The organism is Neorhizobium sp. DAR64860/K0K1 (assembly GCF_050500205.1).
GTDB lineage: Bacteria > Pseudomonadota > Alphaproteobacteria > Rhizobiales > Rhizobiaceae > Neorhizobium > Neorhizobium soli.
On sequence record NZ_CP191458.1, the window covers coordinates 854476 to 876998 of the forward strand.

The 22523-nt window shown below is 58.6% G+C and carries 18 protein-coding genes; 5 read left to right on the forward strand and 13 right to left on the reverse strand.

The features are described 5' to 3' along the window. Positions 1 to 219 precede the first annotated feature (219 nt). Positions 220 to 1767, forward strand: a complete 1548-nt coding sequence (locus tag ACQY1J_RS03805) for a cryptochrome/photolyase family protein (protein ID WP_430249432.1) — start codon at positions 220 to 222, stop codon at positions 1765 to 1767. Between the two features lie 239 nt (positions 1768 to 2006). Here the strand turns inward: ACQY1J_RS03805 and ACQY1J_RS03810 are convergent, their stop codons facing one another. The 5 genes from ACQY1J_RS03810 to ACQY1J_RS03830 all read right to left on the reverse strand — a co-directional run bounded on the left by ACQY1J_RS03810 (position 2007) and on the right by ACQY1J_RS03830 (position 8792). After that, complete coding sequence (locus tag ACQY1J_RS03810) at positions 2007 to 2702, reverse strand: hypothetical protein (protein ID WP_430249434.1); 696 nt, start codon at positions 2700 to 2702, stop codon at positions 2007 to 2009. Between the two features lie 2 nt (positions 2703 to 2704). Continuing rightward, on the reverse strand, positions 2705 to 4963 hold the full coding sequence (locus tag ACQY1J_RS03815; protein WP_430250024.1) for a polysaccharide biosynthesis tyrosine autokinase: 2259 nt from the start codon (positions 4961 to 4963) through the stop codon (positions 2705 to 2707). A 72-nt stretch (positions 4964 to 5035) separates the two neighbouring features. Continuing rightward, positions 5036 to 5587: a hypothetical protein gene (locus tag ACQY1J_RS03820; protein WP_062458645.1), complete on the reverse strand. Its 552-nt coding sequence runs from the start codon at positions 5585 to 5587 to the stop codon at positions 5036 to 5038. A gap of 241 nt (positions 5588 to 5828) precedes the next feature. Further along, on the reverse strand, positions 5829 to 7031 hold the full coding sequence (locus ACQY1J_RS03825) for a polysaccharide biosynthesis/export family protein (RefSeq protein ID WP_174197882.1): 1203 nt from the start codon (positions 7029 to 7031) through the stop codon (positions 5829 to 5831). A 225-nt stretch (positions 7032 to 7256) separates the two neighbouring features. After that, complete coding sequence (locus ACQY1J_RS03830) at positions 7257 to 8792, reverse strand: O-antigen ligase family protein (RefSeq protein WP_430249436.1); 1536 nt, start codon at positions 8790 to 8792, stop codon at positions 7257 to 7259. Positions 8793 to 9036: 244 nt separating this feature from the next. Here ACQY1J_RS03830 and ACQY1J_RS03835 point away from each other — a divergent pair, with 244 nt between their 5' ends. The 3 genes from ACQY1J_RS03835 to ACQY1J_RS03845 all read left to right on the forward strand — a co-directional run bounded on the left by ACQY1J_RS03835 (position 9037) and on the right by ACQY1J_RS03845 (position 13825). After that, positions 9037 to 10461 carry a phosphomannomutase gene (locus ACQY1J_RS03835; RefSeq protein ID WP_430249438.1) on the forward strand — a complete coding sequence of 475 codons (1425 nt, stop codon included), beginning with the start codon at positions 9037 to 9039 and terminating at the stop codon, positions 10459 to 10461. Between the two features lie 39 nt (positions 10462 to 10500). After that, positions 10501 to 11928: a mannose-1-phosphate guanylyltransferase/mannose-6-phosphate isomerase gene (locus ACQY1J_RS03840; protein WP_184655292.1), complete on the forward strand. Its 1428-nt coding sequence runs from the start codon at positions 10501 to 10503 to the stop codon at positions 11926 to 11928. A 178-nt stretch (positions 11929 to 12106) separates the two neighbouring features. Next, a complete protein-coding gene (locus ACQY1J_RS03845) occupies positions 12107 to 13825 on the forward strand; it encodes an ABC transporter ATP-binding protein (protein ID WP_430249439.1) in 1719 nt (572 codons plus the stop codon). 38 nt (positions 13826 to 13863) lie between these two features. Here the strand turns inward: ACQY1J_RS03845 and ACQY1J_RS03850 are convergent, their stop codons facing one another. From ACQY1J_RS03850 to ACQY1J_RS03870, 5 genes are all read right to left on the reverse strand, one after another. Continuing rightward, on the reverse strand, positions 13864 to 14562 hold the full coding sequence (locus tag ACQY1J_RS03850) for an ABC transporter ATP-binding protein (protein WP_430249441.1): 699 nt from the start codon (positions 14560 to 14562) through the stop codon (positions 13864 to 13866). A 1-nt stretch (position 14563) separates the two neighbouring features. Next, a complete protein-coding gene (locus ACQY1J_RS03855) occupies positions 14564 to 15298 on the reverse strand; it encodes an ABC transporter ATP-binding protein (protein WP_430249442.1) in 735 nt (244 codons plus the stop codon). Continuing rightward, on the reverse strand, positions 15286 to 16248 hold the full coding sequence (locus ACQY1J_RS03860; RefSeq protein ID WP_430249443.1) for a branched-chain amino acid ABC transporter permease: 963 nt from the start codon (positions 16246 to 16248) through the stop codon (positions 15286 to 15288). The genes ACQY1J_RS03855 and ACQY1J_RS03860 overlap by 13 nt, the downstream gene beginning before the upstream one ends. Beyond that, positions 16245 to 17126, reverse strand: a complete 882-nt coding sequence (locus ACQY1J_RS03865) for a branched-chain amino acid ABC transporter permease (protein WP_062458623.1) — start codon at positions 17124 to 17126, stop codon at positions 16245 to 16247. The genes ACQY1J_RS03860 and ACQY1J_RS03865 overlap by 4 nt, the downstream gene beginning before the upstream one ends. Before the next feature lie 122 nt (positions 17127 to 17248). Beyond that, positions 17249 to 18556, reverse strand: coding sequence for an ABC transporter substrate-binding protein (locus ACQY1J_RS03870; protein WP_430249445.1), 1308 nt, complete (start codon positions 18554 to 18556; stop codon positions 17249 to 17251). A 314-nt stretch (positions 18557 to 18870) separates the two neighbouring features. Between ACQY1J_RS03870 and ACQY1J_RS03875 the strand changes: the two genes are divergently transcribed. Next, positions 18871 to 20256, forward strand: a complete 1386-nt coding sequence (locus ACQY1J_RS03875; RefSeq protein WP_430249447.1) for a hypothetical protein — start codon at positions 18871 to 18873, stop codon at positions 20254 to 20256. A 16-nt stretch (positions 20257 to 20272) separates the two neighbouring features. On the opposite strand, the gene ACQY1J_RS03880 is transcribed toward ACQY1J_RS03875, so the two are convergent. The 3 genes from ACQY1J_RS03880 to ACQY1J_RS03890 are packed head-to-tail and all read right to left on the reverse strand — an operon-like array spanning position 20273 to position 22514. Continuing rightward, positions 20273 to 21058 (reverse strand): class I SAM-dependent methyltransferase, encoded by a 786-nt coding sequence (locus ACQY1J_RS03880; protein WP_430249448.1) that lies wholly within the window; start codon positions 21056 to 21058, stop codon positions 20273 to 20275. Then, positions 21055 to 22119, reverse strand: a complete 1065-nt coding sequence (locus ACQY1J_RS03885) for a glycosyltransferase family 4 protein (RefSeq protein ID WP_430249450.1) — start codon at positions 22117 to 22119, stop codon at positions 21055 to 21057. Before ACQY1J_RS03885 ends, ACQY1J_RS03880 begins: the two co-directional genes overlap by 4 nt. Then, a complete protein-coding gene (locus ACQY1J_RS03890) occupies positions 22116 to 22514 on the reverse strand; it encodes a 6-pyruvoyl trahydropterin synthase family protein (protein WP_062458601.1) in 399 nt (132 codons plus the stop codon). The genes ACQY1J_RS03885 and ACQY1J_RS03890 overlap by 4 nt, the downstream gene beginning before the upstream one ends. Positions 22515 to 22523: the final 9 nt, after the last annotated feature.

Consider the following 22523-nt stretch of genomic DNA (forward strand, 5'->3'; position numbering starts at 1 on the left):
GACAATCGACGAGCGAAATGGGAGGCGGCGGCGCGTACACTCGCGCCGTCATCATTGGCCTGTGATTTTCGCGTATAGCAATGCAACGCTTCGACCCCGTCGGCATTCACCGGATAGACAAGATCGACATGCTCCCTCTTCGATCCCGACCTCCGCTCTTGCAGAGTTTTGGCGGAAAGGCACGGTATCCGTCACTATAGAAGAGGGTCAAAGCAAGCTGTGAAGCCAACCCGCAACCTCATTTTCATTCTTGGCGATCAGCTATCCTTGTCGCTATCGAGCCTTAAGGGTGCCGATCCCACGCAGGATATGATCCTGATGTGCGAGGTGGTGGAGGAGGCGACCTATGTCGAGCATCACAAACTGAAACTCGCCTTCATCTTTTCCGCAATGCGCCATTTTGCCGATGAGCTGCGTGCGAAGGGCTTCTGCGTCCGGTACGTGCGGCTTGATGATCGCGACAATTCAGGCTCCTTCACGACCGAGCTTTTGCGCGCGATTGCAGAGACGTCACCCCGATCGATCATCGTCACCGAAGCTGCCGAGTGGCGCGTTCTTTCGGCCATGGAAGACTGGCAAGGTTTGGTAAATCTGCCGGTAGAGGTGCGGCAGGACACGCGGTTTATCTGTTCGACGACGGAGTTCAAAGCCTGGGCCAAGGACCGCAAGGCTCTGACGATGGAGTATTTCTATCGGGACATGCGGCGCAAGACCGGCCTGTTGATGAACGGTGACCACCCCGAAGGTGGCCGGTGGAATTTCGACAGTGAAAATCGCAAACCTGCCAAACCCGACCTGTTTCGCCCGAAGCATCATGTCTTTCCGCCCGACGCAGCAACGCAGGAGGTTCTTGCGCTCGTCGAGCGCACGTTCCCGAACAATATGGGTTCGACGGAGAATTTCTCGTTTGCAGTGACCCGCACCGATGCGGAGAAGGCAGCCGATGGATTCATCCGCGATTTCCTACCGAATTTCGGCGAAACGCAGGACGCGATGCTGGCCGAAGAGCCGTTCCTGAACCACGCGCTTCTCTCCTTCTACATCAATGTTGGACTGCTCGATCCGCTCGCACTATGCCGGGCTGCGGAGCGCGCGTATTTCGAAGGACACGCGCCGCTGAATGCGGTCGAGGCTTTCATCCGCCAAATCATCGGCTGGCGCGAATATATCCGCGGCATCTATTGGCTGAAAATGCCGGGATACGAGACAAGCAATTTATTCGCCGCATCCCGTCCCCTGCCGGACTTTTTCTGGAGCGGTGAAACGGACATGGCCTGCATGTCCACAGTGATCAAACACACGATTACCCATGCCTACGCGCATCATATCCAGCGTCTGATGGTGGTCGGAAATTTCTCGATGCTGGCAGGTCTTGATCCCTACGCGGTCCATCGCTGGTATCTGGAAGTCTATGCCGACGCCTACGAATGGGTTGAACTGCCCAATGTGATCGGAATGAGTCAGTTTGCCGACGGTGGGTTTATGGCCTCCAAGCCATACGCCGCAGGCGGCGCGTATATTTCTCGTATGTCCAATTACTGCGAAAGCTGCCGGTATGACGTGTCGCAGAAAACTGGCGAGAAAGCCTGTCCCTTCAATGCCTTGTACTGGGATTTCCTCGCCCGTAATGCCGAGTCACTGTCGGGCAACCACCGTTTGGCGCAGATGTATGCGTCATGGCGACGGATGTCGGCAGGAACGCAGCAGGCCTATCGCAACAGCGCTTCTGCATTTCTCGGGAAACTGGATGACGGAAGCCGTGTTTGACCGTGTGGCAATAGGCCGGCGACGGAGCATCTGAGGAGCGCCCTCGCAGAATGAATGGATCCGATCGCCGACGGGTTCCGTGTCTCTACCCGCAAGAGTGAGCCGGGATCATGCGGAATGGTCCTCCGCTCTCGGAAGGAAAAACAGGGCAGAGGCGAACCGGGTTCACTTGTTCCTTCGAGAACTGGTCGCGACCGACCGTCCTCGAACGATCTGCCGCCCGGTCCGGATGGACGAACCTATCTCCCCGTTTTGTCGCTCGACGATCGACCGAGATGACAATCTTGCGCGTAAGATTGGACCTCATGGGCAAGGACTGGGTTCGCCAAAGGCAAACGCCGCCGCAGGGCAGCGCCTTTCAAGGAGCATACCACCGCAAGATCCGCTTTCAGCGGTGCTGCCGCGAGGGTAAGGCTCGGCTGCGTCAGGCGATTGTACAAGCGGAACCGCGCCGCAATCGTGTTTTCTTCTGCGGGGGCGTAAAGCTGCGACAGCGTGACGAGCTTTGCGATTTCCTCTGGCTGTTCCCCGACCGCTTGCCTGACCATCGCATACCGGACCCAGAAGTTTCCATCACTCGGGAGGCAGTGAACCGCAAAGCGCACCACGTTCTCTGCCTCCCCAAGCGCGCTCGACCAGTTGTCGTAATCGACATCCGGGCTTTGCGTATCCAGCCGGACGAGCGCAACCGTTACAGCTGCTTTGACGAACTCGCTTTGGCAAACATCGTCTCTGAGAAGCAGTCTCATCTGCGGTAGAGTTCCTTCGAGCAACTCCCGCGAGACCGGTCTGTCGCGTTCAATCTGGGCCGCGATGTGTCGCATGGTCCCGAACCGGGCGTAGCGTGAGATCTGTGTCACCGAGATCGCCAGGCTTCCCATGCAGAGCAGGACGACCGCTCCGATGAGAAGCGGTCTGCGACCACGCCGCGTCATTCTCAGCCTTCCTGGTAGTACTGGGAGTATCGCGAGTAATAATATTCGCTGGAGCCATAGGCTCGGTAGAGCTTCATCCGTTCCTGGTCGACCTTGTTCAGCACAACACCAAGACACTTGTCGCGGACATAGGGATCGGAAGCGAGAACCTGACGAACGACCCGGCGTGCTGTCTTGCCCCATTCGGTGACGAAGATGAACCCGTCAATTCGGCCTGCAATGGCGCGGGCATCGACGACCGGGCCGAGAGGCGGCAGATCGATAATGATATAGTCTGCGGTATTGCTGATGTCTGCGAGTACCTGGCGCATGCGCGCGGACGATAGCAGTTCGGACGAATGCGGAATGCGGTGACGGACAACTGCAGGCAAAAACGCAAGTTTAGTCCGATCGTTTCGGAGGAAAAGCGACTGCGGATCCCTGTTGTCGATGAGCACTTCAAGAAGGCCGGATTCCGCATGTCTCCCGATCGCCCGCGTCGCGCCCGGGTTGCGCAAATCGCCGTCGATCAGGACGGTTCTGTTTCCTTGCCCCGCCAGCAACTCGGCAAAATTCACCGCAATCGTTGACTTGCCTTCTCCAGGCAATGACGAAACGACGCCGATGATCTTGCAACTCTTGCCGGTAAGCGCGAGGTCTGCAGCAATCTTGGCGCTTCGAAGCGTTTCCGCGAAGGCGGAGAGTGGGTGATCGATGACGTAATTCGAAACGGCATGGGTCTTTCGAACCTGGCCGATGCCACGACCGTCAGAGCTATCCGGAGCATCGACGGCCTTTACCGGAGCCACTATTGGCGCAATGCCCAGAAATTCCAGATTGAGAACGTCGCGAACCTGTTCGCCGGTTCTGAAGAAACGGTCCCGGAACTCGCGAAACGCGCCAAGGCCACTCCCGACCGCGGCACCGATAATCACGAACAGTGCCAGCACCAATGGCTTGCGGGGATGGCTCGGACTGTCGGGTGCAGCTGCTCGCGTGATGATACGTGCTTCTGTGACCGGGAAGGACTGTTGCTGTATGGCCTCCTGATACCGCTGCAGGAAGGTCTGGTACATGTTCTTGTAGGTGTCAGCTTCCCGCTCGAGTTCTCTCAGCTGTACCTGGGTCTCGCTCGCGGTGGCGCTGATGCCTGTGGCCTGCGCGACCGAATCCGTCAGGCTCTTTTCCCGGGCCTTGGCAACGTTGAGATCGCTCTTGTAGCTTTCGGCGATACGATTGACCTCTTCGAACATCAGACGGTTGTATTCCGTCATTTCGCTGCGCAGCCTGATCGCTTGAATATGATTGACTCCGAGACGATCGGATATCTGCGCTTCCCGCTTGGAGGCATCAAGATATTTCTGGCGCAGTTCGTTGGAAATGGAACTGTCGAGAACATCCGTAACGATCGCGTCTCCTTGGCCCGAAGCGATGATCTGCGCGATCCGCTGCAGGCGCGCCTCAGCTTTTGCGGTATCGGACTGCGCGACGATCAATGCGCTGTTGAGTTCGGACAACTGCTGGTCAGCAACCAGAACCGAGCCGGCAGCAACGAGGCCGTTGGAACTGCGGAACTTCTGGACGGCAAGATCCGAGTCCAAAGCCTTCTGGCGCAGTTCGGCTATGCGATCCTGCAGCCAGCCGCTTGCGCGCCTGGTTGCCTCATATTTCGAATTAAGCTTGTCAACCAGATAGGCCTCTCCGATCGCGTTGGCGATCTTCGCAGCGAGAGAAGACGATGGAGAGGTGTAGCTGATGCTCAAAACATAAGTGCGACCAACGCGGCTGATCTCCATGTTCCAAAGGAGCGTGTTCGCAGCGGCGCGGCGTTTCGCCTCCACCTGATCGCTGGTTTCGGGTTCAACAACGAACCAAGAAGAGACATTTGCCAGCGACCGGAGCGTTCCGACCATCGTTCCAATGACAGACCCTCCGGCACTCGCAAACGCCGCATCATTCGTAAGGTCGAGCTTATCCACGACGGACATTGCAATCGTGTCCGATTTCAGGAGTTCAACTTGACTGAGAACGGAACCCTCGTCGTCGACCACGCCACCAATTGTCGAAAGCTGCTGAACGACTTCTCTATTGCCTTGGTCGATCAAGACGCTGACGTTGGACGTATAAAGAGGAACTGCCGTGAATATATACGCCAATCCTAGGACAATAGCGGCCGCCACTGCGGCCGCTACGATCATCCATTGTCGTCTGGCGATCGCTAAAACAGCGTCGAAATCAATTCCTTGAACGGAGCGCTCTAAATCGACATCGTCGCCTTGCAGGCCACCAGAGAAACTCTTGTTATGAATCTGCAAGAAAAACCTCGCTCAATGAAATGCCAGACAGTAGCCGCCTCAGAACGACGCCGTGGTCGAACTGCCTTCGACGATCGTCGTCGAGCCGCCGTCTTCGCTCGCGTAATATCCGCTACCGCCGCCGGAAGAGAAGCTGGACGAGCCCGAGCCGGTCGACGCAGTCGTTCCCGCGCCACCATTGCTGCCGCCACCCGGCGTGCCGCCGCCGCCAATCGCGCCAGCGCCACCGGTTGCCGAGCCGCCACCGCTGAGGCCGCCGCCAAGAGACGCAGTCTGCGTTTCGCTGTTGGCCGCGAGAAACGCTGTCTCGAGGGCGCGATTGCCGCTGTCCGCGATAGCGTCCTGGATACGGGAGGCATATTCGGGATTGACGGTAGCGCAGGCCCTTGCGGCACGAGCAAGCCCCGCGCCGATCGCGGCAGCCTGACCGGCATTAGCCTTTGCAGCGATGGCAATCAGCGGGGACAGTGCGTCGGCGCTGGATCCGGCGAGCGAACGAGCCTGATTGGAAAGTGGAAGTCCGCCAGACGAGAACTGCGACAACAGACTTTCTGGAGCTGCGAGAAACGCGCTGATCTCGGCATCAGACATCCGGGCCGGCGCGACGAAGCATCCCGCCGTTGGCAAAGCCGACTGTGCATGAGCCGAAGAAAGGTCAGCAATACCTGAAACTAGAGCAGTGACAAGCGCGATAGCTGCAATATTACTTATAAAAAACTTATGCATGACTGTCTCCCGAAGATTACTAAACTAATCAATCCATCGCACAGAAGTAAAAAATCATCAATAGAGAGATTAAATTACTGTTAACTTGTGAATTTGAGGCCAAAACTCACGGGGCGAGTTCTCGAACAGCATCGCGGGTGGCGATGGCATCCGACGGAACACCAGCGACAGTCGACGTCACAGAATTCAGGATGTTGAGGAACTTCAGCGTTTCGACGGAGTCGGAGTTGGACACATAGATCGTGTCCTTATCCTGCATCGGGAACTTCTGGACAGCGAAGAGAGCCGAAGGATCTCTCATATTGGCTCTGAAGATGACGGGAACCATTTCGCCGCTGAACCGACTGGTATCTACGCCCAGCTTAGCCAGGAAGTCTTTCTTGACTGTGCGGTAGAGCATGACCTGCGCCGGATTTGCACGCGAGTCCAGCAATCCGCCCGCCTTCCCCAGTGCTTCACCAAGGGTCAGCTTCGATTCCTCGAAGTCAAACCTGCCATTGAGACCCGAGGCGCCAAATGCAAGGTAGGTTCGACGTTCACGATCGACCAGAATGGTGTCGCCAGGTGCGACATAGATGTTTTCAGACGGCGTGGCGACCAGATAATCGTAAAGGACAGTCGCCGATTTTCCGCGTCTTTGCAGCGTAATATAGGTTTCGATGCCGGGCGAGCTCAGGCCGCCGGCTTCTGAAACGACGTCAAGCACGCGCTCACCAGCTTCCGTCAACTCTATCTTCGCAGGCGAGCGTACGTCGCCCAGAACCGCGACCTGAGCAGATCGGCTGCTGACCTTCGTGATCAACACCTGCGGCTCAATCGCGCGATTGGCGAGTGCATCCTCAACTTGTCGCTGGACGTCCTCCACCGGACGCCCGGCGGCCGGGATACGACCGGCGTAAGGGACGCTGATCGTACCCTCCCGATCGATTGTCTGGTTCGGTAGCGACACGTAGTTACCAGGACGACTCCCGGCGTCGTTGGGAATAAACAGGCCGCCGGACTGAGATTCAAAGACGGAGACCTGAACGACGTCACCAACGCCGAGCGGCAAGCTCGGGGCTCCGCCACGACCGCCGCCGAACCCCCCTTTAAGGGATGTCGCCTTAGTATCCTCTACATAAGCAAGCACAGATTTACTAATGTCGACCAGAGCATAGTCGATCCCGACGGCCTGTGCCTTTTTGGCTGATGTAACCTTTGCAGTTGCCTGCGCCTCCACCTGCCGAGAATCTGGTCCAGAGTTTGGCAGCGCCGTGCATCCCGACAGGAATGACGTCGCCACAAGAACAAAAGTCGATGCGGTTTTGATTTTCACGTGTGTCCCCTTAGAAGCCCCAAGCGAAACTTGCACACGAGATTATTTATTTCTAGTTTAGATTGGACAGTAACAAATGAATCCAGAACGAAACGAAGCTTTGTTGCTGATAAATCACAGATTTAACTAATAATTATATATATTATTTGTGCCTAAGCTATAAAATAGTACAATAGAACTTATCTTACTAATGTAGATGCTTTGGATAAGCTGCATATTTCAAGCAGGCAACTGTTTATCTCGCAGGCTGGGCGCCGACGACAATTGCCCCGCCACACTTGTTTGGATCGTTCGATTTCGCCTGTTTTTCGACCCGACTTTTGGATCGGCAGCGCAGACAACGACGATCGGCGCCAAGGTCGCAGCCACGAAAATGGCGAGGCCGGAGATCTGGATCGAGAAGTCGAAAGCGGAGTGAACGACAAGCAGCAACACCACCGCGAAGCCGGATTCTGGGACATAACGAAGGCGACGCCTCGCTGCCATTCCTCTAACGAGGCACGATAAGATAAAGGCCAGTCCAAACGCGATAATGAGTATGCCAGCGACGCCCAACGTGAAGACTGCTTCGAGATAGACATCGTGGGCACGATTCCAAACCGTGTAGACGCCGCAGTCCGGATCGCGATACGCTGTAAAAGCGGTTTCGAAACTTGCCAGTCCGGTCCCGAACGGAAAATGATCGGATACCCCCGAGGCCAATCCCGGCATGATGCAAAAGCGGCCGTCGCTTGCGCCCTGCACTTCTGCTCGGAGCAAAGCTCTGCCAGAAAACGACAGGAAGCCTGCTGCGAATAGGCCGGTTAAAGCTATCGCTATCAGAAATGCGCCAACGCGGATGGATCTAAGGCCGGTACCTCGAAGCGCAGGGACAGGATGCTTGTTCTGCGAAGGTCTGAACACGAACAACAGGGTCATCAACAGAAGCGCGGCAAAACTTGCCGCAACCCCGGCCCGGGACTTCGTCAGCACAAGAGCCGTGACCGATACCATAAACAGTATCGCAAAGCTTAGTGCTCCTCGAATTGCCTTTCGTTGATCGAATGGAAGACCCCTGCCTTGATCCAGCGACGTGAGAATTCGCCGGACCTCAACACACCGCAGGTGAGACGAAAGGATCCCATAGTTCAGGATGGCGACAATCCCGAAATAGGTTGCGGCGGTGTTCCGATTGACAAAGAAGCCGGTTAGGCTGTCGAGGTAAGCCGTCTTTGCGATGAAGAGGAGTGTATTGGGCGCGATCAGGAATTGGGCGATGGACAGAAGAGCGACAACTGCTCCTGCTATCGCCAGGCCTCTGAGGGTGGCGATCGCTCGTTCGTCGCTGTCGCACAGAATAATCCCGATCAGAAAGACCTCAACCGGCACGAGGAAACGAAGCAAAGATGCCCAGTCATCCGCAGGCGTCAAGGATATTACCGGGGAAGCATCGAGCTGAAACTCGACCAGGTCTCTCCACGACGGTTGACTGAAGATTGCTTCAGGCAGCGGAGTAGTCTGGAACATTACCCATGCGAAGGCGACCAGAGCCAATACGATAGCCGCTTTCACTGCCGGCTCCCCTACCTTGGGGATCCCTCGGACGAAGACGGCGCTACAAAGCAGGAGAGCACTTGCTAATCCGTAGATCGCGAGAGTGGAAATTTGCACGGCGCCAAAATTCAAAAGCGCCAACGCGAATGCTGACCAGTGCAACATTAAAATGGATCGACAGCTTAAATCTTTTTGGAGCAAATTTTCTTGACGATCTTGCACGATCTCTCCTAATCCTAGATTTTCGATATTGGATAGCACTCGTAAACATACGGCACACGAGATAGACTATACTTTAGAAATTGATCAGTATTGAATGAACCACGGGATTTCGCACTCCACCAGCGTTAACTATATTTAATTATATACTCTCGCTTTTAACAAGCGGGCATCTATAGCTACCTCCCATATTTTTATGGTATTGGCTCCCGCAACCATTGATCCATCCAATCGAAACAGACGCATCATGAAATTTGGAACAAGCGGCCTTCGCGGTCTTGTCGTTGACCTCGAGGGGAGAGCCTCGGCGCTCTATGCGACGGCGTTTGCGCGCCATCTTCTTGAGGCCGGGCTTGCGAAACCGGGTGATCCGGTCTTGGTTGGTCGTGACTTTCGCGCTTCGAGCCCCGGTATATCGGCAACATGTATCGGCGCCCTGCAGCGAGCAGGACTCTGCGCGATCGACTGCGGTGCCGTTCCCACACCCGCGCTTGCACTATACGGTATGAAGCTCTCGGCTGCCTGCCTGATGATCACAGGATCGCATATCCCGGACGATCGCAACGGCATCAAATTCTACCGTGCCGATGGTGAGATCGACAAACAGGACGAGATCCGGATCACGGCGATCGCCGGCGCCATGGCAGATGAAGAGATCGACGCCACTCCGGGCGAAGCTTCGGATCAGCACGTGAAGGCCGAAGCACTTTTCGTCGAACGCAACGCCATGCTGCTTGCTCCCGACGCATTGGCGGGATTGCGTGTCGGCGTCTATCAGCATTCCACAGTCGCGCGCGATCTCTTCGTTCAGGTTCTTGAAAAGCTGGGGGCGCAGGTCGTGCCGCTCGGACGCTCTGAGCGTTTCATTCCCGTCGATACGGAAGCCGTCTCTGCCGAGACGATTGCGCTGCTGCAGGGTTGGGCCCCACAATATCATCTCGACGCGATCGTCTCCGCGGATGGTGATGGCGACCGCCCACTCGTCGCAGACGAAAAGGGGCAGCCGCTCAGAGGCGATCTGTTGGGCCTGATCACGGCAAACTTCCTCCATGCCCAAGTGGTCGCCACCCCGGTCACGTCCAATTCACGGATAGAGGCTGCCGGCGACTATACGGTTGTAAGAACAAAGGTCGGCTCACCATTCGTCATTGCCGCCATGCAGGCGGCAGCCAAGGAGGGCAAAACGGCGATCGTCGGGTTCGAGGCCAATGGCGGCACACTCACCGGCTCCGACTTCACAGTTTCTGGAGGCACATTGCAGGCGCTGCCAACCCGTGACAGCTTCCTGCCGGCCTTGGCAACGCTTTCGCTTCTCGCGAATGCCAAGCAACCCCTATCGCGCATCGTTGCCGATTATCCGCTGGCATTTGCAGCGGCAGACCGGCTGGAAAACTTCCCCGTGGAAACGAGTGCGGCACTGATGGCGCATCTGCGGGCATCCGACGACAATCTTTCCGCTTTCCTCGCGCCCATCGGCTCGGTCACTGCGAAAAGCGAAATAGACGGGCTTCGCGTGACACTTGAGGACGGGCGCATCATCCATCTTCGGCCGTCTGGAAATGCGCCTGAAATGCGCTGCTACGTCGAAGCGCCGGATGAACGGGCCGCCTCGGAATTGTTGGATCAAGGGCTTGATCTCATTCGGCGTTGGGCGGCAGAACGTAACCGATGACAAATCTCAAAAGCAAAAGCGTCAGTGGAGACTGAGACTATGGTTGGCAAGATCATTCCCGTAATCATGGCAGGCGGCAAGGGCACGCGGCTGTGGCCGTTGTCACGGTCTTCTGCACCAAAGCAGTTTATACAGTTCGTCGGCGACCAGACGCTGTTCCAGTCCACGCTTGCGCGTGTTGCCGACGAGACGCTCTATGAGCCTGCAATCGTCATCACCAACGAAGATTTCCGCTTCCTTGCCGCCGAACAGGCACGCGAGCTTGGCCTGCCACTCACGGCGATCATGCTGGAGCCGTCCGCGCGCAACACGGCACCGGCCGTTGCCGCAGCCGCTGCCTTCGTCGCCGAGAAGTTCGGCGACGACGCGATCTTGCAGGTGCTGGCCTCCGACCACGAAATCGAAGCGGGCAAGGCCTATTTCGATGCCATTCAGACCGCACGCAAGACGGCAGCAAGCGGCAAGCTCGTCACCTTCGGCATTACACCGACCGAGCCTTCGACCGGCTATGGCTATATCGAGATCGGTGACCAGCTCTCAAGCGGTGCGAACACAGTAAAGCGCTTCGTCGAAAAGCCTGCCCTGCCGGACGCTGAAAAGATGCTGGCGAGCGGTGGTTTTGTCTGGAACTCCGGCATCTTCATGTTCCAGGCCGGCGTGGTTCTCAGCGAGTTCGCCCGCTTTGCGCCCGCTGTTGCTGAAGCTGCAAGCGCTGCCGTTGCAAAGGCATCCGGTGACCTCGATTTCTTGCGCCTAGACGAGGCATCGTTTTCGGCCAGCCCGAACATCTCGGTCGACTATGCGATCATGGAAAAGACAGCAAACGCTGCTGTCGTGCCGGCGTCCTTCACTTGGTCAGACATGGGCAGCTGGGATGCGGTCTGGAAGCTGGGCGAGCAGGATGCCGATGGCAATGTCGCGCTCGGCAACGCGACGCTGATCAACACGAAGAACTCGCTCGTCCTGTCGCGCCACGGTCATATGGCCGTGCAGGGTGTGGATGGAATTGCCGTCATCGCCAGCGAGGACGCTGTCTATGTCGGCCGCCTCGACGACAGTCAGAACGTCGGCAACATCGTCAAGCAACTCGCCGCCGCCAAGGCGACTTCGGCTCTCACCGAAACACATCCAACCTCCTACCGCCCCTGGGGTGGCTATACCTCGATCCTCAACGGCGATCGGTTCCAGGTGAAACGGCTGTTTGTGACGCCAGGCAAGAAGCTCTCTCTCCAAAAGCATCACCACCGCTCGGAGCACTGGATCTGCGTCAAGGGCACGGCCGAGGTGACGATCGGTGACACCGTGCAGACGGTCCGCGAAAACGAGAGCGTGTACATTCCACAGGGTGAAGTCCATCGCCTGGCCAACCCCGGCAAGATCATGCTTGAAATGATCGAGGTCCAGACCGGTTCCTATCTTGGGGAAGACGACATTATCCGCATCGTCGACGAGTTCGGACGGGGCTGATCAAGACCCCGCAGACGGCGACGTGCTGCTTGCAGACCGCCTGAGCGAAGTGAATGGCGTGCCGTGGCATAACGGCACTATCCTTTCCGGCGGCTTTTCGAATATGAGAAGGTTACTCATGTTCTCACATCCGGCCTGCATCGCTGCAGGCCAGATGTGACATCGTCTGCAGGTCAGCATGCTTCGTCGCTTCTTCTCTTATTATCAGCCCTATAAAGGCCTATTCCTCCTCGACTTCGGCTGCGCCATCGTGTCCGGCCTCCTCGAGCTTGGATTTCCCATGGCGGTGAAGCTGTTTGTGGACAGGCTTCTGCTGAGCCAGGAATGGCTGCTGATCATCCTCGCGTCGGCTGGCCTTCTCGTCATCTATGTCCTCAATACCGGGTTGATGGCCGTCGTCACCTATTGGGGCCATATGCTCGGCATCAATATCGAGACAGACATGCGGCGGGCGGCGTTCAACCACCTGCAGAAGCTGTCGTTCGGCTATTTTGACAATCAAAAAACCGGTCATATCGTCGGGCGCCTGACCAAGGACCTGGAGGAAATCGGCGAAGTCGCGCATCACGGGCCTGAAGACCTGTTCATTGCGCTGATGACCTTTGTCGGCGCTCTGCTGCTGATGTTTTCAGTCAATTGGCAGATGGCGGTCATCACTGCGACCATCGTTCCTGTGACCGCCTGGGCAACAAGCCATTTTGGCGGCCGCATGACTGAAAATTTCCATCGGCTTTTCAGCCGGATCGGCGAGTTCAACGCACGCATTGAGGAAAACGTCGGTGGTATGCGTGTCGTGCAGGCTTTCGCCAACGAGGGTCACGAGCGCGCGCTGTTCGAAAAGGACAACCAAAGCTATCGCCGCGTGAAGCTGGAAGCCTACAAGCTGATGGCCGCCACCAGTTCCATGAGTTACCTCAGCATGCGGCTGACCCAGATGGTGGTGATGGTGACCGGCGCCTATTTCGTGCTCGCCGGCGACCTGACGGCGGGCGGCTTCATCGGTTTCCTGCTTCTCGTCGGCATCTTCTTTCGTCCGGTGGAAAAGATCAATTCGGTGATCGAGACCTATCCGAAGGGGATCGCGGGCTTCAGGCGGTTTACCGAACTGATCGATACGGAGCCCGATATTGCTGATGCACCGGATGCGGTCGCCGTTGATCACCTGAAAGGCGAGATCGCGTACCGGTCCGTGACCTTCGGATACACCGCGGCAAAGACTGTCTTCGAAGAGATCAACCTCGATATCCTCGCTGGCGAGACGATCGCGTTCGTGGGGCCCTCGGGCGCCGGCAAGACAACCATATGCTCGCTTCTTCCGCGGTTCTACGAAGTCGTGTCGGGGAGCATCACGATCGACGGGATCGACATCCGCAAGATGACGAAGGAATCCCTTCGCCAGCAGATCGGCATCGTGCAGCAGGATGTCTTCCTGTTCGGTGGTACGCTGCGGGAAAATATCGCCTATGGAAGACTGGGCGCTTCCGAGGCTGATATTGTCGAAGCCGCGCACCGCGCACGTCTTGAGGACATGCTGGCAAACCTGCCGGAGGGTCTCGATACGGTCATCGGTGAGCGCGGTGTGAAATTGTCCGGCGGCCAGAAGCAGCGGGTGGCGATTGCCCGCATGTTCCTCAAAAATCCTCCTATCCTGATCCTCGATGAAGCGACTTCGGCGCTCGACACTGAAACCGAGCGCGCGATCCAGCGATCGCTTGCCGAACTGTCGCAGGGGCGGACGACGCTGATCATCGCCCATCGCCTCGCCACGATCCAGGGCGCCGATCGAATCGTCGTCATTGATGATTCTGGAATTGCCGAACAGGGCACCCATCAGGACCTCATCGAACGTCGGGGCGCTTATAACCGGCTGCATTCCGGCCAGGTCGGCATGGTCTGATCGGTGATCAGGATCGAGCCGCGCAAGATCGCCCGACTTTAGCCGACACCGACGTAGCGGGACAGAAGAGACGGATCGGCCCTCAGCGCCTCAACCGGCATGACTGCCTGCGCCTTGCCGTTCTCGACGAAACAGACGCGGTCGGCGATCGATAACACGGCCTCGACCCGCTGCTCGACCAGCAGGATTGCTTTTCCCTGATTGCGCAGCGTCACCACGACATCACGGATCGTCGCGATCATCGAGGGCATCAGCCCTTCGGTCGGCTCGTCGAGCAGGATGACCTTCGGATCGAGACATAAGGCGCGCGCGGTCGCCAGCATCTGCTGTTCGCCGCCGGACAGCGTTCCGGAAACCTGGCCGAGGCGCTCCTGCAGCCGGGGAAACAGCGAAAGCGTTTCGTCGAGCACGCGCTGCGGACTGCGTCGTGTCATCATGCCGATTTCGAGATTTTCCCGCACGGTCAGCTCTGAGAACAACCGGCGGCCTTGAGGCACGTAGCCGATGCCGAGGCGTGGCCGTTCGTGCGCCGGCAGCGCCGAAATTTCGGTGCCATCGAGCCGGATACTTCCGGCACCGGCCGTTGCGAGACCCATGATCGCACGCAGGGTCGTCGTCTTGCCCGCACCATTGCGGCCGAGCAGGCAGAGAACCTCACCCTTTTGCAGCGTCAGTGACATACCCTGCAGCGTCTTGCTGCTGTCGTGGTAGACATCGAGATTGGAGACTTCGAGCATATCAACCGGTTCCCAGATAGGCTGCCTGCACGGCTGCGTTGGCACGGATGTCACTGGGCGACCCCTCGGCGAGGATTTGACCGTGGTTGAGCACCGTGATCGTGTCGGCGAGCTGCATGACGACGGGCATGTTGTGCTCGATCAGCAGCACCGTTGCAGACCTAGCGATTTCCTTCACCAGCCGGCAGAAACTTTCAATCTCACTATCCGACAAGCCTTGCGTCGGCTCATCGAGGATCAGGAGTTTCGGCTCCAACGCCAGTCCCATTGCGACCTCAAGAAGCCGCTGGTGGCCATAGGCCATGGTCCCGGCCTTTTCTCCCATTCGATCGGCAAGTCCGACGCGGTCCAGGGCTTCACTTGCCTTCTCGGCAATGTCAGACTGTTTCGAGCCGGGGTGACGCCTCAGCGCGCTTTGTGCAGACAGCGCCACGTTGTCGAACACGGTCAGCGTCGGATAGATGCTGGTGATCTGGAATGTATAGGCAATGCCGTCGCGCACGCGCTTATGCGCCGGTCGGTCGGTGATGTCCTTGCCCAGGAACTCGATCGACCCGACGCTCGGCGCGATACGGCCGGCGAGCAGCGAGACGAACGTCGTCTTTCCGGCACCGTTCGGTCCGATCAGCGCGCGGATCTCGCCTTCTATGATGGTAAAGTCGACATTGTCGACGGCTTTCAGCCCTCCAAAATGGCGGCTGAGTCCTTTTGTCGAAAGCAGGCTCACGGAAGCCATGACAGCCACCTTTCGCGGATCGTCCCGAGAATGCCTTTCGGAAAGAAGAGGACCAGAACCACAAGCGCGACGCCGGTCACGAGCAGATAGGCCTGGGTGTATTCGCTGGTGATGTCGATCATGTAGAACATGAGGATTGAGCCGAGCAGCGGACCAAGGATCGTTCCGGCACCGCCGAGCAACGTGAAGAGCAGCGCTTCGATCGAATACTGGACGGTGGCAAAGGTCGCGCCGACATAGGCGAACATCAGCCCGTAGGCGGCACCGGCCATGGCGGATATCGTGCCTGACAGGACGAGCGCACCGAGCTTCAGCTTCAATGTGTCGAAGCCCAGCATCAGCGTGCGCGTCTCGTTTTCGCGGATCGCGATCAGCACCCTGCCGATTGGTCCCCGCACGACGACGAAGATGACGAGCAGTGTCAAAGCCAGAAGGCCGAGCGCCAGATTGTAGCGCTGGACGGCATTCGTCAGGTCGACGTGGAGACCGAGGAGATCGAAACTGCGGGCGGCTGCCGGCATCGTCAGGCCTTCTTCGCCGCGGGTATAGTCGGTGAAGTAGGTGATCGTGAGATAGGCAACCTGGCCGAACATCATGGTGACAATCATGAAGGCCACGCCTGTCGTGCGCAGCGCGATCACGCCGATGACGAGCGACAGGGCTGCGCCACAGATAATTCCGATGACAAACGCGAGCGGCACGCCGAGATCGGTGTAATAGGCCGTCATGCCGGCGCCGTAGAGACCGGCGGCAAAGAACATCGCATGTCCGAGGCTCAGCAGGCCCGTATAGCCGAACAGCATGTTGTAGCCCATGGCATAGATCGCCAACAGCATGACGCGGGTCAGGGCGAGGTGGTGATAATCGGGCAGCACGAACTGGACAAGAAAGAGGGCTGCCAGCACGCCGACGTGAAGCGCGATGACGCGGATGGTGTTTTCGCTTCTCATCGCGCCTTCGCCCCGAACAGACCTTCCGGCTTGAACACCAGAACAAGGGTGACAAGCAGGGTCGAGATGATCTTCGCAAGCGTCGGTGAGAAGAACACCGAAATGATGCCGTCGCTCAATCCTATCAGCAGCGCGGCGATAACGGTGCCTCGCAGACTGCCAAGGCCGCCAAGGATGACGACGATGAAGGAGAGAAGCAGCGGATCGAGCCCCATCAGGTAATGGGCCTGACGGATCGGCACGATCAGCACCGCAGCAATCGCCGCCAGCATGGCCCCGGCGGCAAAAACGAAGGCATAGACGCGTTCGATCGGTATCCCGAAGGCCTGCGCCATCTCGCGGTCGAACTGCGTGGCACGCATGATGAGCCCGAGCCGTGTACGGCTGAGCACGAACCAGACCGCCAGCAGCAACACGATCGCCGCTGCGATGACGAACAGGTTGTAACCGGAATAGCCGAACCACGGCAGCTGGATGCGGTAATAGAACGGCGCGGACACCGGCCGCGCATCCGGACCATAGGTCAGAAGCACCGTCTGCTGGATGATGTAGAGCATGCCGATCGTGGCGACGATGGTGGATTCCGGATCGTAGTTCAGCCGCTTCAGGATCAGCCGCTCGCTGGCAAAAGCGATCGCCCCGACAATCAACGGGCTGATGACGAGCGCCGCGAAAAAGCCGACTGCCGGATGCAGCGAGAACATCGACGCCACCCACCAAGCGACAACGGCGCCGAGCATATAGAATTCGCCATGGGCGACATTGACGACGCGCATGACGCCGAACACCAGAGAAAGGCCAAGCGCCGTCAATGTGAGGACCGCGGCCTGGAGCAGTCCTTCCAGTGTCGCCAACAGCAGAAACGGACCGAACGCCAAACCCTAGCTCCTATGCACGGACACGACTGTCCCCTTGCCTGATTTGCTGCGGTTAGACAGGAAAAACGACGCGGGGTGAAGAGCGAAGGGACCGGTCAACCGATCCCTTCCGAAAGCAGGGGTCAGAGGGACATCTTCGTGTAGTCCGCCGTCACCTCGTACATGCCGTCTTCGATCGAGGTCCGGTGCACGACATCCATCCGGCCGCCTTCGACCTTGGAGATGTTCTGGTGGCCGTAAACCTGATGGTTCTTGCCGTTGAAAATCTTGTTGCCCTGCGGATGGTCTCGGCCTTCCTCGAATGTCTCGATCGCTTCCAAGGCTTCGATGAACTTGGCCTTGTCCTGCGGGCCGTTGTATCCGGCCGTCTGCATCGCCTGCTTGATGGTGAACAGGGTTTCCCAGACCCCGTACATATGGGCGTAGGTGGCGATGTCCTTCGGATCGGCGATGCTTGCACCATTCTCGTTGACGCCGACTGCCGTGCGATAGAACTTGTCCCATTCGCTCTGGTCCTTCTGGGCGTAGCGGGGCATGCCCTCCCAGAAATAGGTCCCATCGAGGAAGCTCAGTTGCGGCGTCGAAAGATCGACGGCCTCGACGCTATCGATGAAGCCGAAGATCTGGGGTCGCTGCGAGCCGTAGAACTGACCGAGCTCGGTGACGAAGGTGAGAACCGCCGGACCGACCATGATGTGGTAGAGCACGTCGGTGTCTGCGGGAATTCGCGGCAGGTAGCGCGTAAACGATGTTTCCGTCGGGGGAACGGCGATCATCTCGACGACCTCACCACCCTGCGCCTTGATGGCGGGCGGAAGATTATCGCGGTGGTCATAGCCGAAGGCGTAGTCCGGGAAGATCATCGTGACCTTCTTGCCGAGGTTTTGCGTAATCCAGGGTGCCACTGATGTGACCTGGCTGCGGACATCGGTAATGCCGGGCTGGAAGCAATATCGGTTGAGGCTGCCTGAGGACACGTGGGTGCCTTCCGACACCACGAGATAAGGCATCTTCAATTCGCCCGCCCGCGGCGCGGCGGCGACGACAACGTGTGAAAACAGCGTCCCGAACACAGCATCGACCTTATGCTGGGTCGCGAACTTCTCGACGACTTCGGCGCCTCGTTTCGGATCCGTGCCATCGTCTTCAACGATCAGTTTTACCGGACGGCCGTTGATGCCGCCCTCCTCGTTGATGATCTTGACGGCAGCGCGTGCGACGCGCTCGTACCAGCGACCATAGGATGCGCCGATACCGGTGCGGTGGCATTCAAAGCCGAGCTTGATCGGGGCGGAGGTCTGGGCGTGCGAGTATCGGACGAAGCCCGGCGAGACGGAAGAAAGAATGCCCGCACCCGTTGCCGCGCCCATTCCAAGAAGGGTCGTCCGGCGGGTCACCGAGGATTTCGGTGCTGAAGTCTTGTCGGTCATTCGAAATTTTCCTCTCAACGGTACTGACGCCCATCATGCTGATGCGATAGTCGATGGTCTACCAGGTGCCACCGACAATAAGAGCCCTACCATGTCCTATAGCAAAGAATTCCGCTGATCAGGAGACCTGACAGGAGCGGCACGAGGCCCAGTCTGAGCGAAGATGTCGTGGTATGGGATACGCTTCTCCATCCCGGCATGATGTTTCAGCCGATCACGCCACCAGACGCAGGATGAACCCGTTGCCGTCATTTCCCCGAAAACACCGGTTGCCGGCCTGTCCATCGGCGACGGCAGCTCTCTTGTGGACGCTCATGCCCGGCACGGCCAGCGCGCACGGGACGGAACGCGGGCTGGTGATGCTGCTGCCGACCGAATATTACCTGACAGGCGGCGCGATCGTCGTCGCAGTTACCTTCGTCGCATTGTTGCTGGTTCCGTCGCGTTGGTTCACACAGGCCGGCAGTGCCTCCATCACGCTCGATCGCCGGCCGGTGCCGCCGATCGCGATCGTCAGCACGCTGAGCTTCCTGCTTCTGCTGGTCCTGATCGCCGCCGGCCGCTATTCGACAGCCGATCCGCTTGAAAATCCTTTGCCGCTTGTCGTCTGGACGCTATTCTGGGTCGGCCTGACCTTGCTGCAGGCGCTGGTCGGGAACCTGTGGCCATGGCTCAATCCCTGGACGGGTCCTCTTCGTATCCTGCGGCGAGCGACAGGCGGCAGGCTTGGCGAAGCTCCCCTGTTGAAGCTGCCGGAGGCCGTCGGTTACATCCCCGCGATCCTCCTGTTTCTGATGTTTGCCTGGTACGAGCTGGTTTCGCTCGCCCCGGAGGACCCTCCCCGTCTCGCCATCGCTGTCTCGGTCTACTGGGTTCTCAATTTCATCGCCATGCTGGTTTTCGGAGAGCGAGATTGGACAGAGCGGGGCGAACCATTCTCGGTGTATTTCCGCATGATCGGCATGATCGCACCGTTTGAGATCAAGCCGCCGAAATCAGGAATATGGGCGAGTGTCCGTTTCCGCTGGCCGGGACAAGACTGCGTCGCGGCGGAGCCGCCGCCGATCAGCGCCGCCCTGTTTCTGCTGCTGACGCTCGGAACGGCGTCCTTCGATGGCTTTGCAGAGACCTTCACCTGGCTCTCGATGATCGGGGTGAACCCGCTGGAATTTCCCGGCCGCAGCGCTGTGACCCTGCCGAATACGCTCGGCTTGATCGCCGCTCCGGCGGTGCTCGCAGTGATCTATTTCGCGGCTGTCATATCAGGAGCCCGGCTTGCCGGAGAGGCACGATTAGTCGCTGATCGAGGGCTGATCACGCATCTGGTCTATTCGATCATTCCGATAGCGGTTGCCTTCCATGCAGCCCACTATCTCAGCCTGCTTCTGATCAACGGGCAATATCTCTACTCTGCGATCTCGGATCCCTTTGCGCTTGGCTGGGATCTGTTCGGCACCGCCGATCGCCACGTCACGGCATCGATGCTGATCGACATCAACAGTGTCGAAAAGCTCTGGATCGCACAGACCGCGATCATCGTCGCCGGGCACTGCATCGGCATTCTGATCGCCCACATGATTGCGCTCAAGCACTTCGTGAAACCGGCAAGCGCCACCATCAGTCAGGCTTTTCTGGCCCTTGCGATGATAGGCTATACCGTCTTCGGCCTCTGGCTTCTTTCCACCCCGACAGCGGGATGATCGGGGTGGCAACCAATCAGCGGAGGAGAAGCATATCCCAGTGCCCGACTTCGCAGGCCGAACGCGATACCATCTCGAGACGCATCCGTCGCCAGTCGTCCAGCATCGCCTTCTCTATTCGGTCCGTCTCAGACGCAGCGTTTGCCATGCCGTCAATGAATTGACGCTGCAATTCGGCTTGATCTCCGCCGAGATGCCAGGGGCTCTGACCCGTGAGAACCTTGAAGCCCGCCTGCTCTGCCAACCGGGACAAGACCGGTTCCGCCGTTGGACCAAGCGCCGGTCCAAAGCCCTTGTCGCGGCGTTGGTGGGCGTTGAACGCTTCGACAACCAAGGCATCCGCTTCGTGCGCGATTTCCCAGCTGCAGACGCCATCGTAGTTGAGCGCCGTATAGAGGCCGATGTCACGCTCCGCGAGGAGATGAAGGAGACGCTCCAGAAACTCGGCTGAGACGAGGTCGAAAAGCGCAGATGCTGTGACCAGCCTCGCATCCGTGAAGAGCTCAGGCGCCAACTGGCTAAGGTCGGCCTGCAGGCATTTCACCTGGTTGGGCATGTCGAGCCTGTTTGCGGCTTCTTCGAGCAGTTGCAGATCGTTGTCGACAAGCCGCCAGTGCCAGGACAAACTCTGGGGCGCAAGTGCGCGGACAGTGGAGCCGGTTCCGCAGCCGAGATCGACGACCGTCGCGCCGTTCCCGTCTGCGGTCACACTTTCGATGGCAGACCGCCGGAGCTCGGGTTCACGCGCAGCATTGTCCGCGGGCTCGCGCAGATCGAGCCAGACTGTGTCGAAGCCACTCATCGCATTTCCTCCAGGAAGTCGGAAAGCACCTTTGCCGTTGCGGGCCAATCGGGCAGCTGCTGGCCCACGGCAAGTGCGCCCGCAGAATAAGCTTGTCGCGTTTCCGGCTGGTCGATCAGCAGCGCCAGAGCTTCGGCGAGCCCGGCAATGTCGCCCGGTTCCACGAGGATCCCGGCATCGTCAGTCACCAAATCCGGTATCGCCCCGCCGCGACAGCCAACGATCGGCAGGCCGCGCACCATGGCTTCCGCAAAGGCCATGCCGTAGCCTTCATATTGGCTGGCGAGTGCAAAAATATCCGCTTGGGCATATTCGACCGCTACATCATCAAGCGCGCCCGTCAAAGTCACCCGGTCGGAGAGCCCGCACGCCTCGATCTGTCGTCGCAGATCGGCAGCGCATTGACGATCCATGTCATCGCTGCCTGCGATCCGGCACTGCCATGGGCGATCGGAGATGCGCTCGAGCGCTGAAATCAGCGCCGCATGATCCTTGCGCTGCGTCAGCGATCCGACCGACAGGATCATCACCCCGTCACCGGCCGTGCTGCCCGATGCAGGCTTTGCCTGCTCCGTTCCAGGCACGGCGACACGCACGAGATCCGGGGCCACGCGGAATTGCGATACCAGAGTTCGCGCCGTGCTGGGGCTTGTGACGACGACACCTTTGGCTGCACCTAGCGCTGTCATCTCGCTTTTTCGCAACCGCTCGGCAACGCCGGCCGGAATGCCGCTTTCGAGTGCCAACGGATGATGGACGAGCGCAATCATGCGGAGGCGGGTCGCCTCCTCCATGGCAATTGCCGGCATTGCCCCAAATGCAAGGCCATCGATCAGAACGAGACTATCGGCGGCGAGGGCTGCGAGTTTTTCGGCTGTTTTGGCAAGCTCGCTTTCGCTCGGTTCCGGAAAGCCGCCGGGAAGCTGCAGGTGCTCGACTGTCCAGCCGATTGCCCTAAGCTCCTCGATCATCCGCCGGTCATAGCCATACCCGCCGCTGCGGGTGTCGATATCGCCGGGGATGGCGAATACCAGCCGTCGCTCCCTTGATGCGGCGTTCAAATCGCAGCCTCATACCAGGCTCGGGCCACATGGCTTTCATGCAGGGTTACCTTGAGGCGGCGGATGCGCACGCCACCCGGACCAAGATCGCCGGCAGCGATACCGGCTTTCAGCTGATCGAAGACGTGCTTGGCGAGCACCTCCGTCGTGGTGACCTTGCCGCGAAAGATTTCGAGTTCGTCGAGGTTCTGGTAGTTGAGCGGCGCAACGATTGCTTTCAGCACCGTCGTTGCAAGGCCGATATCGACGCCGAGCCCGTTTTCGTCGAGATCTTCGGTCATGAAGGCGGCATCGACAATAAAGGTCGCGCCATGCATCGCCTGGGCCGGGCCGAATACCTCCCGTGGCAAGCTATGGGCAATCATCATGTGGTCGCGAACTTCAACTGCAAACATGCGGGGAAT

Bases quoted from the DNA above. Each gene is read 5' to 3' on its own strand.
- ACQY1J_RS03810 (WP_430249434.1), bottom strand. From the start codon at position 2,702: ATGACGCGGCGTGGTCGCAGACCGCTTCTCATCGGAGCGGTCGTCCTG.
- ACQY1J_RS03820 (WP_062458645.1), bottom strand. From the start codon at position 5,587: ATGTCTGATGCCGAGATCAGCGCGTTTCTCGCAGCTCCAGAAAGTCTG.
- ACQY1J_RS03835 (WP_430249438.1), top strand. From the start codon at position 9,037: ATGAAATTTGGAACAAGCGGCCTTCGCGGTCTTGTCGTTGACCTCGAG.
- ACQY1J_RS03840 (WP_184655292.1), top strand. From the start codon at position 10,501: ATGGTTGGCAAGATCATTCCCGTAATCATGGCAGGCGGCAAGGGCACG.
- ACQY1J_RS03845 (WP_430249439.1), top strand. From the start codon at position 12,107: ATGCTTCGTCGCTTCTTCTCTTATTATCAGCCCTATAAAGGCCTATTC.
- ACQY1J_RS03850 (WP_430249441.1), bottom strand. From the start codon at position 14,562: ATGCTCGAAGTCTCCAATCTCGATGTCTACCACGACAGCAGCAAGACG.
- ACQY1J_RS03855 (WP_430249442.1), bottom strand. From the start codon at position 15,298: ATGGCTTCCGTGAGCCTGCTTTCGACAAAAGGACTCAGCCGCCATTTT.
- ACQY1J_RS03860 (WP_430249443.1), bottom strand. From the start codon at position 16,248: ATGAGAAGCGAAAACACCATCCGCGTCATCGCGCTTCACGTCGGCGTG.
- ACQY1J_RS03870 (WP_430249445.1), bottom strand. From the start codon at position 18,556: ATGACCGACAAGACTTCAGCACCGAAATCCTCGGTGACCCGCCGGACG.
- ACQY1J_RS03875 (WP_430249447.1), top strand. From the start codon at position 18,871: ATGCCCGGCACGGCCAGCGCGCACGGGACGGAACGCGGGCTGGTGATG.
- ACQY1J_RS03880 (WP_430249448.1), bottom strand. From the start codon at position 21,058: ATGAGTGGCTTCGACACAGTCTGGCTCGATCTGCGCGAGCCCGCGGAC.
- ACQY1J_RS03890 (WP_062458601.1), bottom strand. From the start codon at position 22,514: ATGTTTGCAGTTGAAGTTCGCGACCACATGATGATTGCCCATAGCTTG.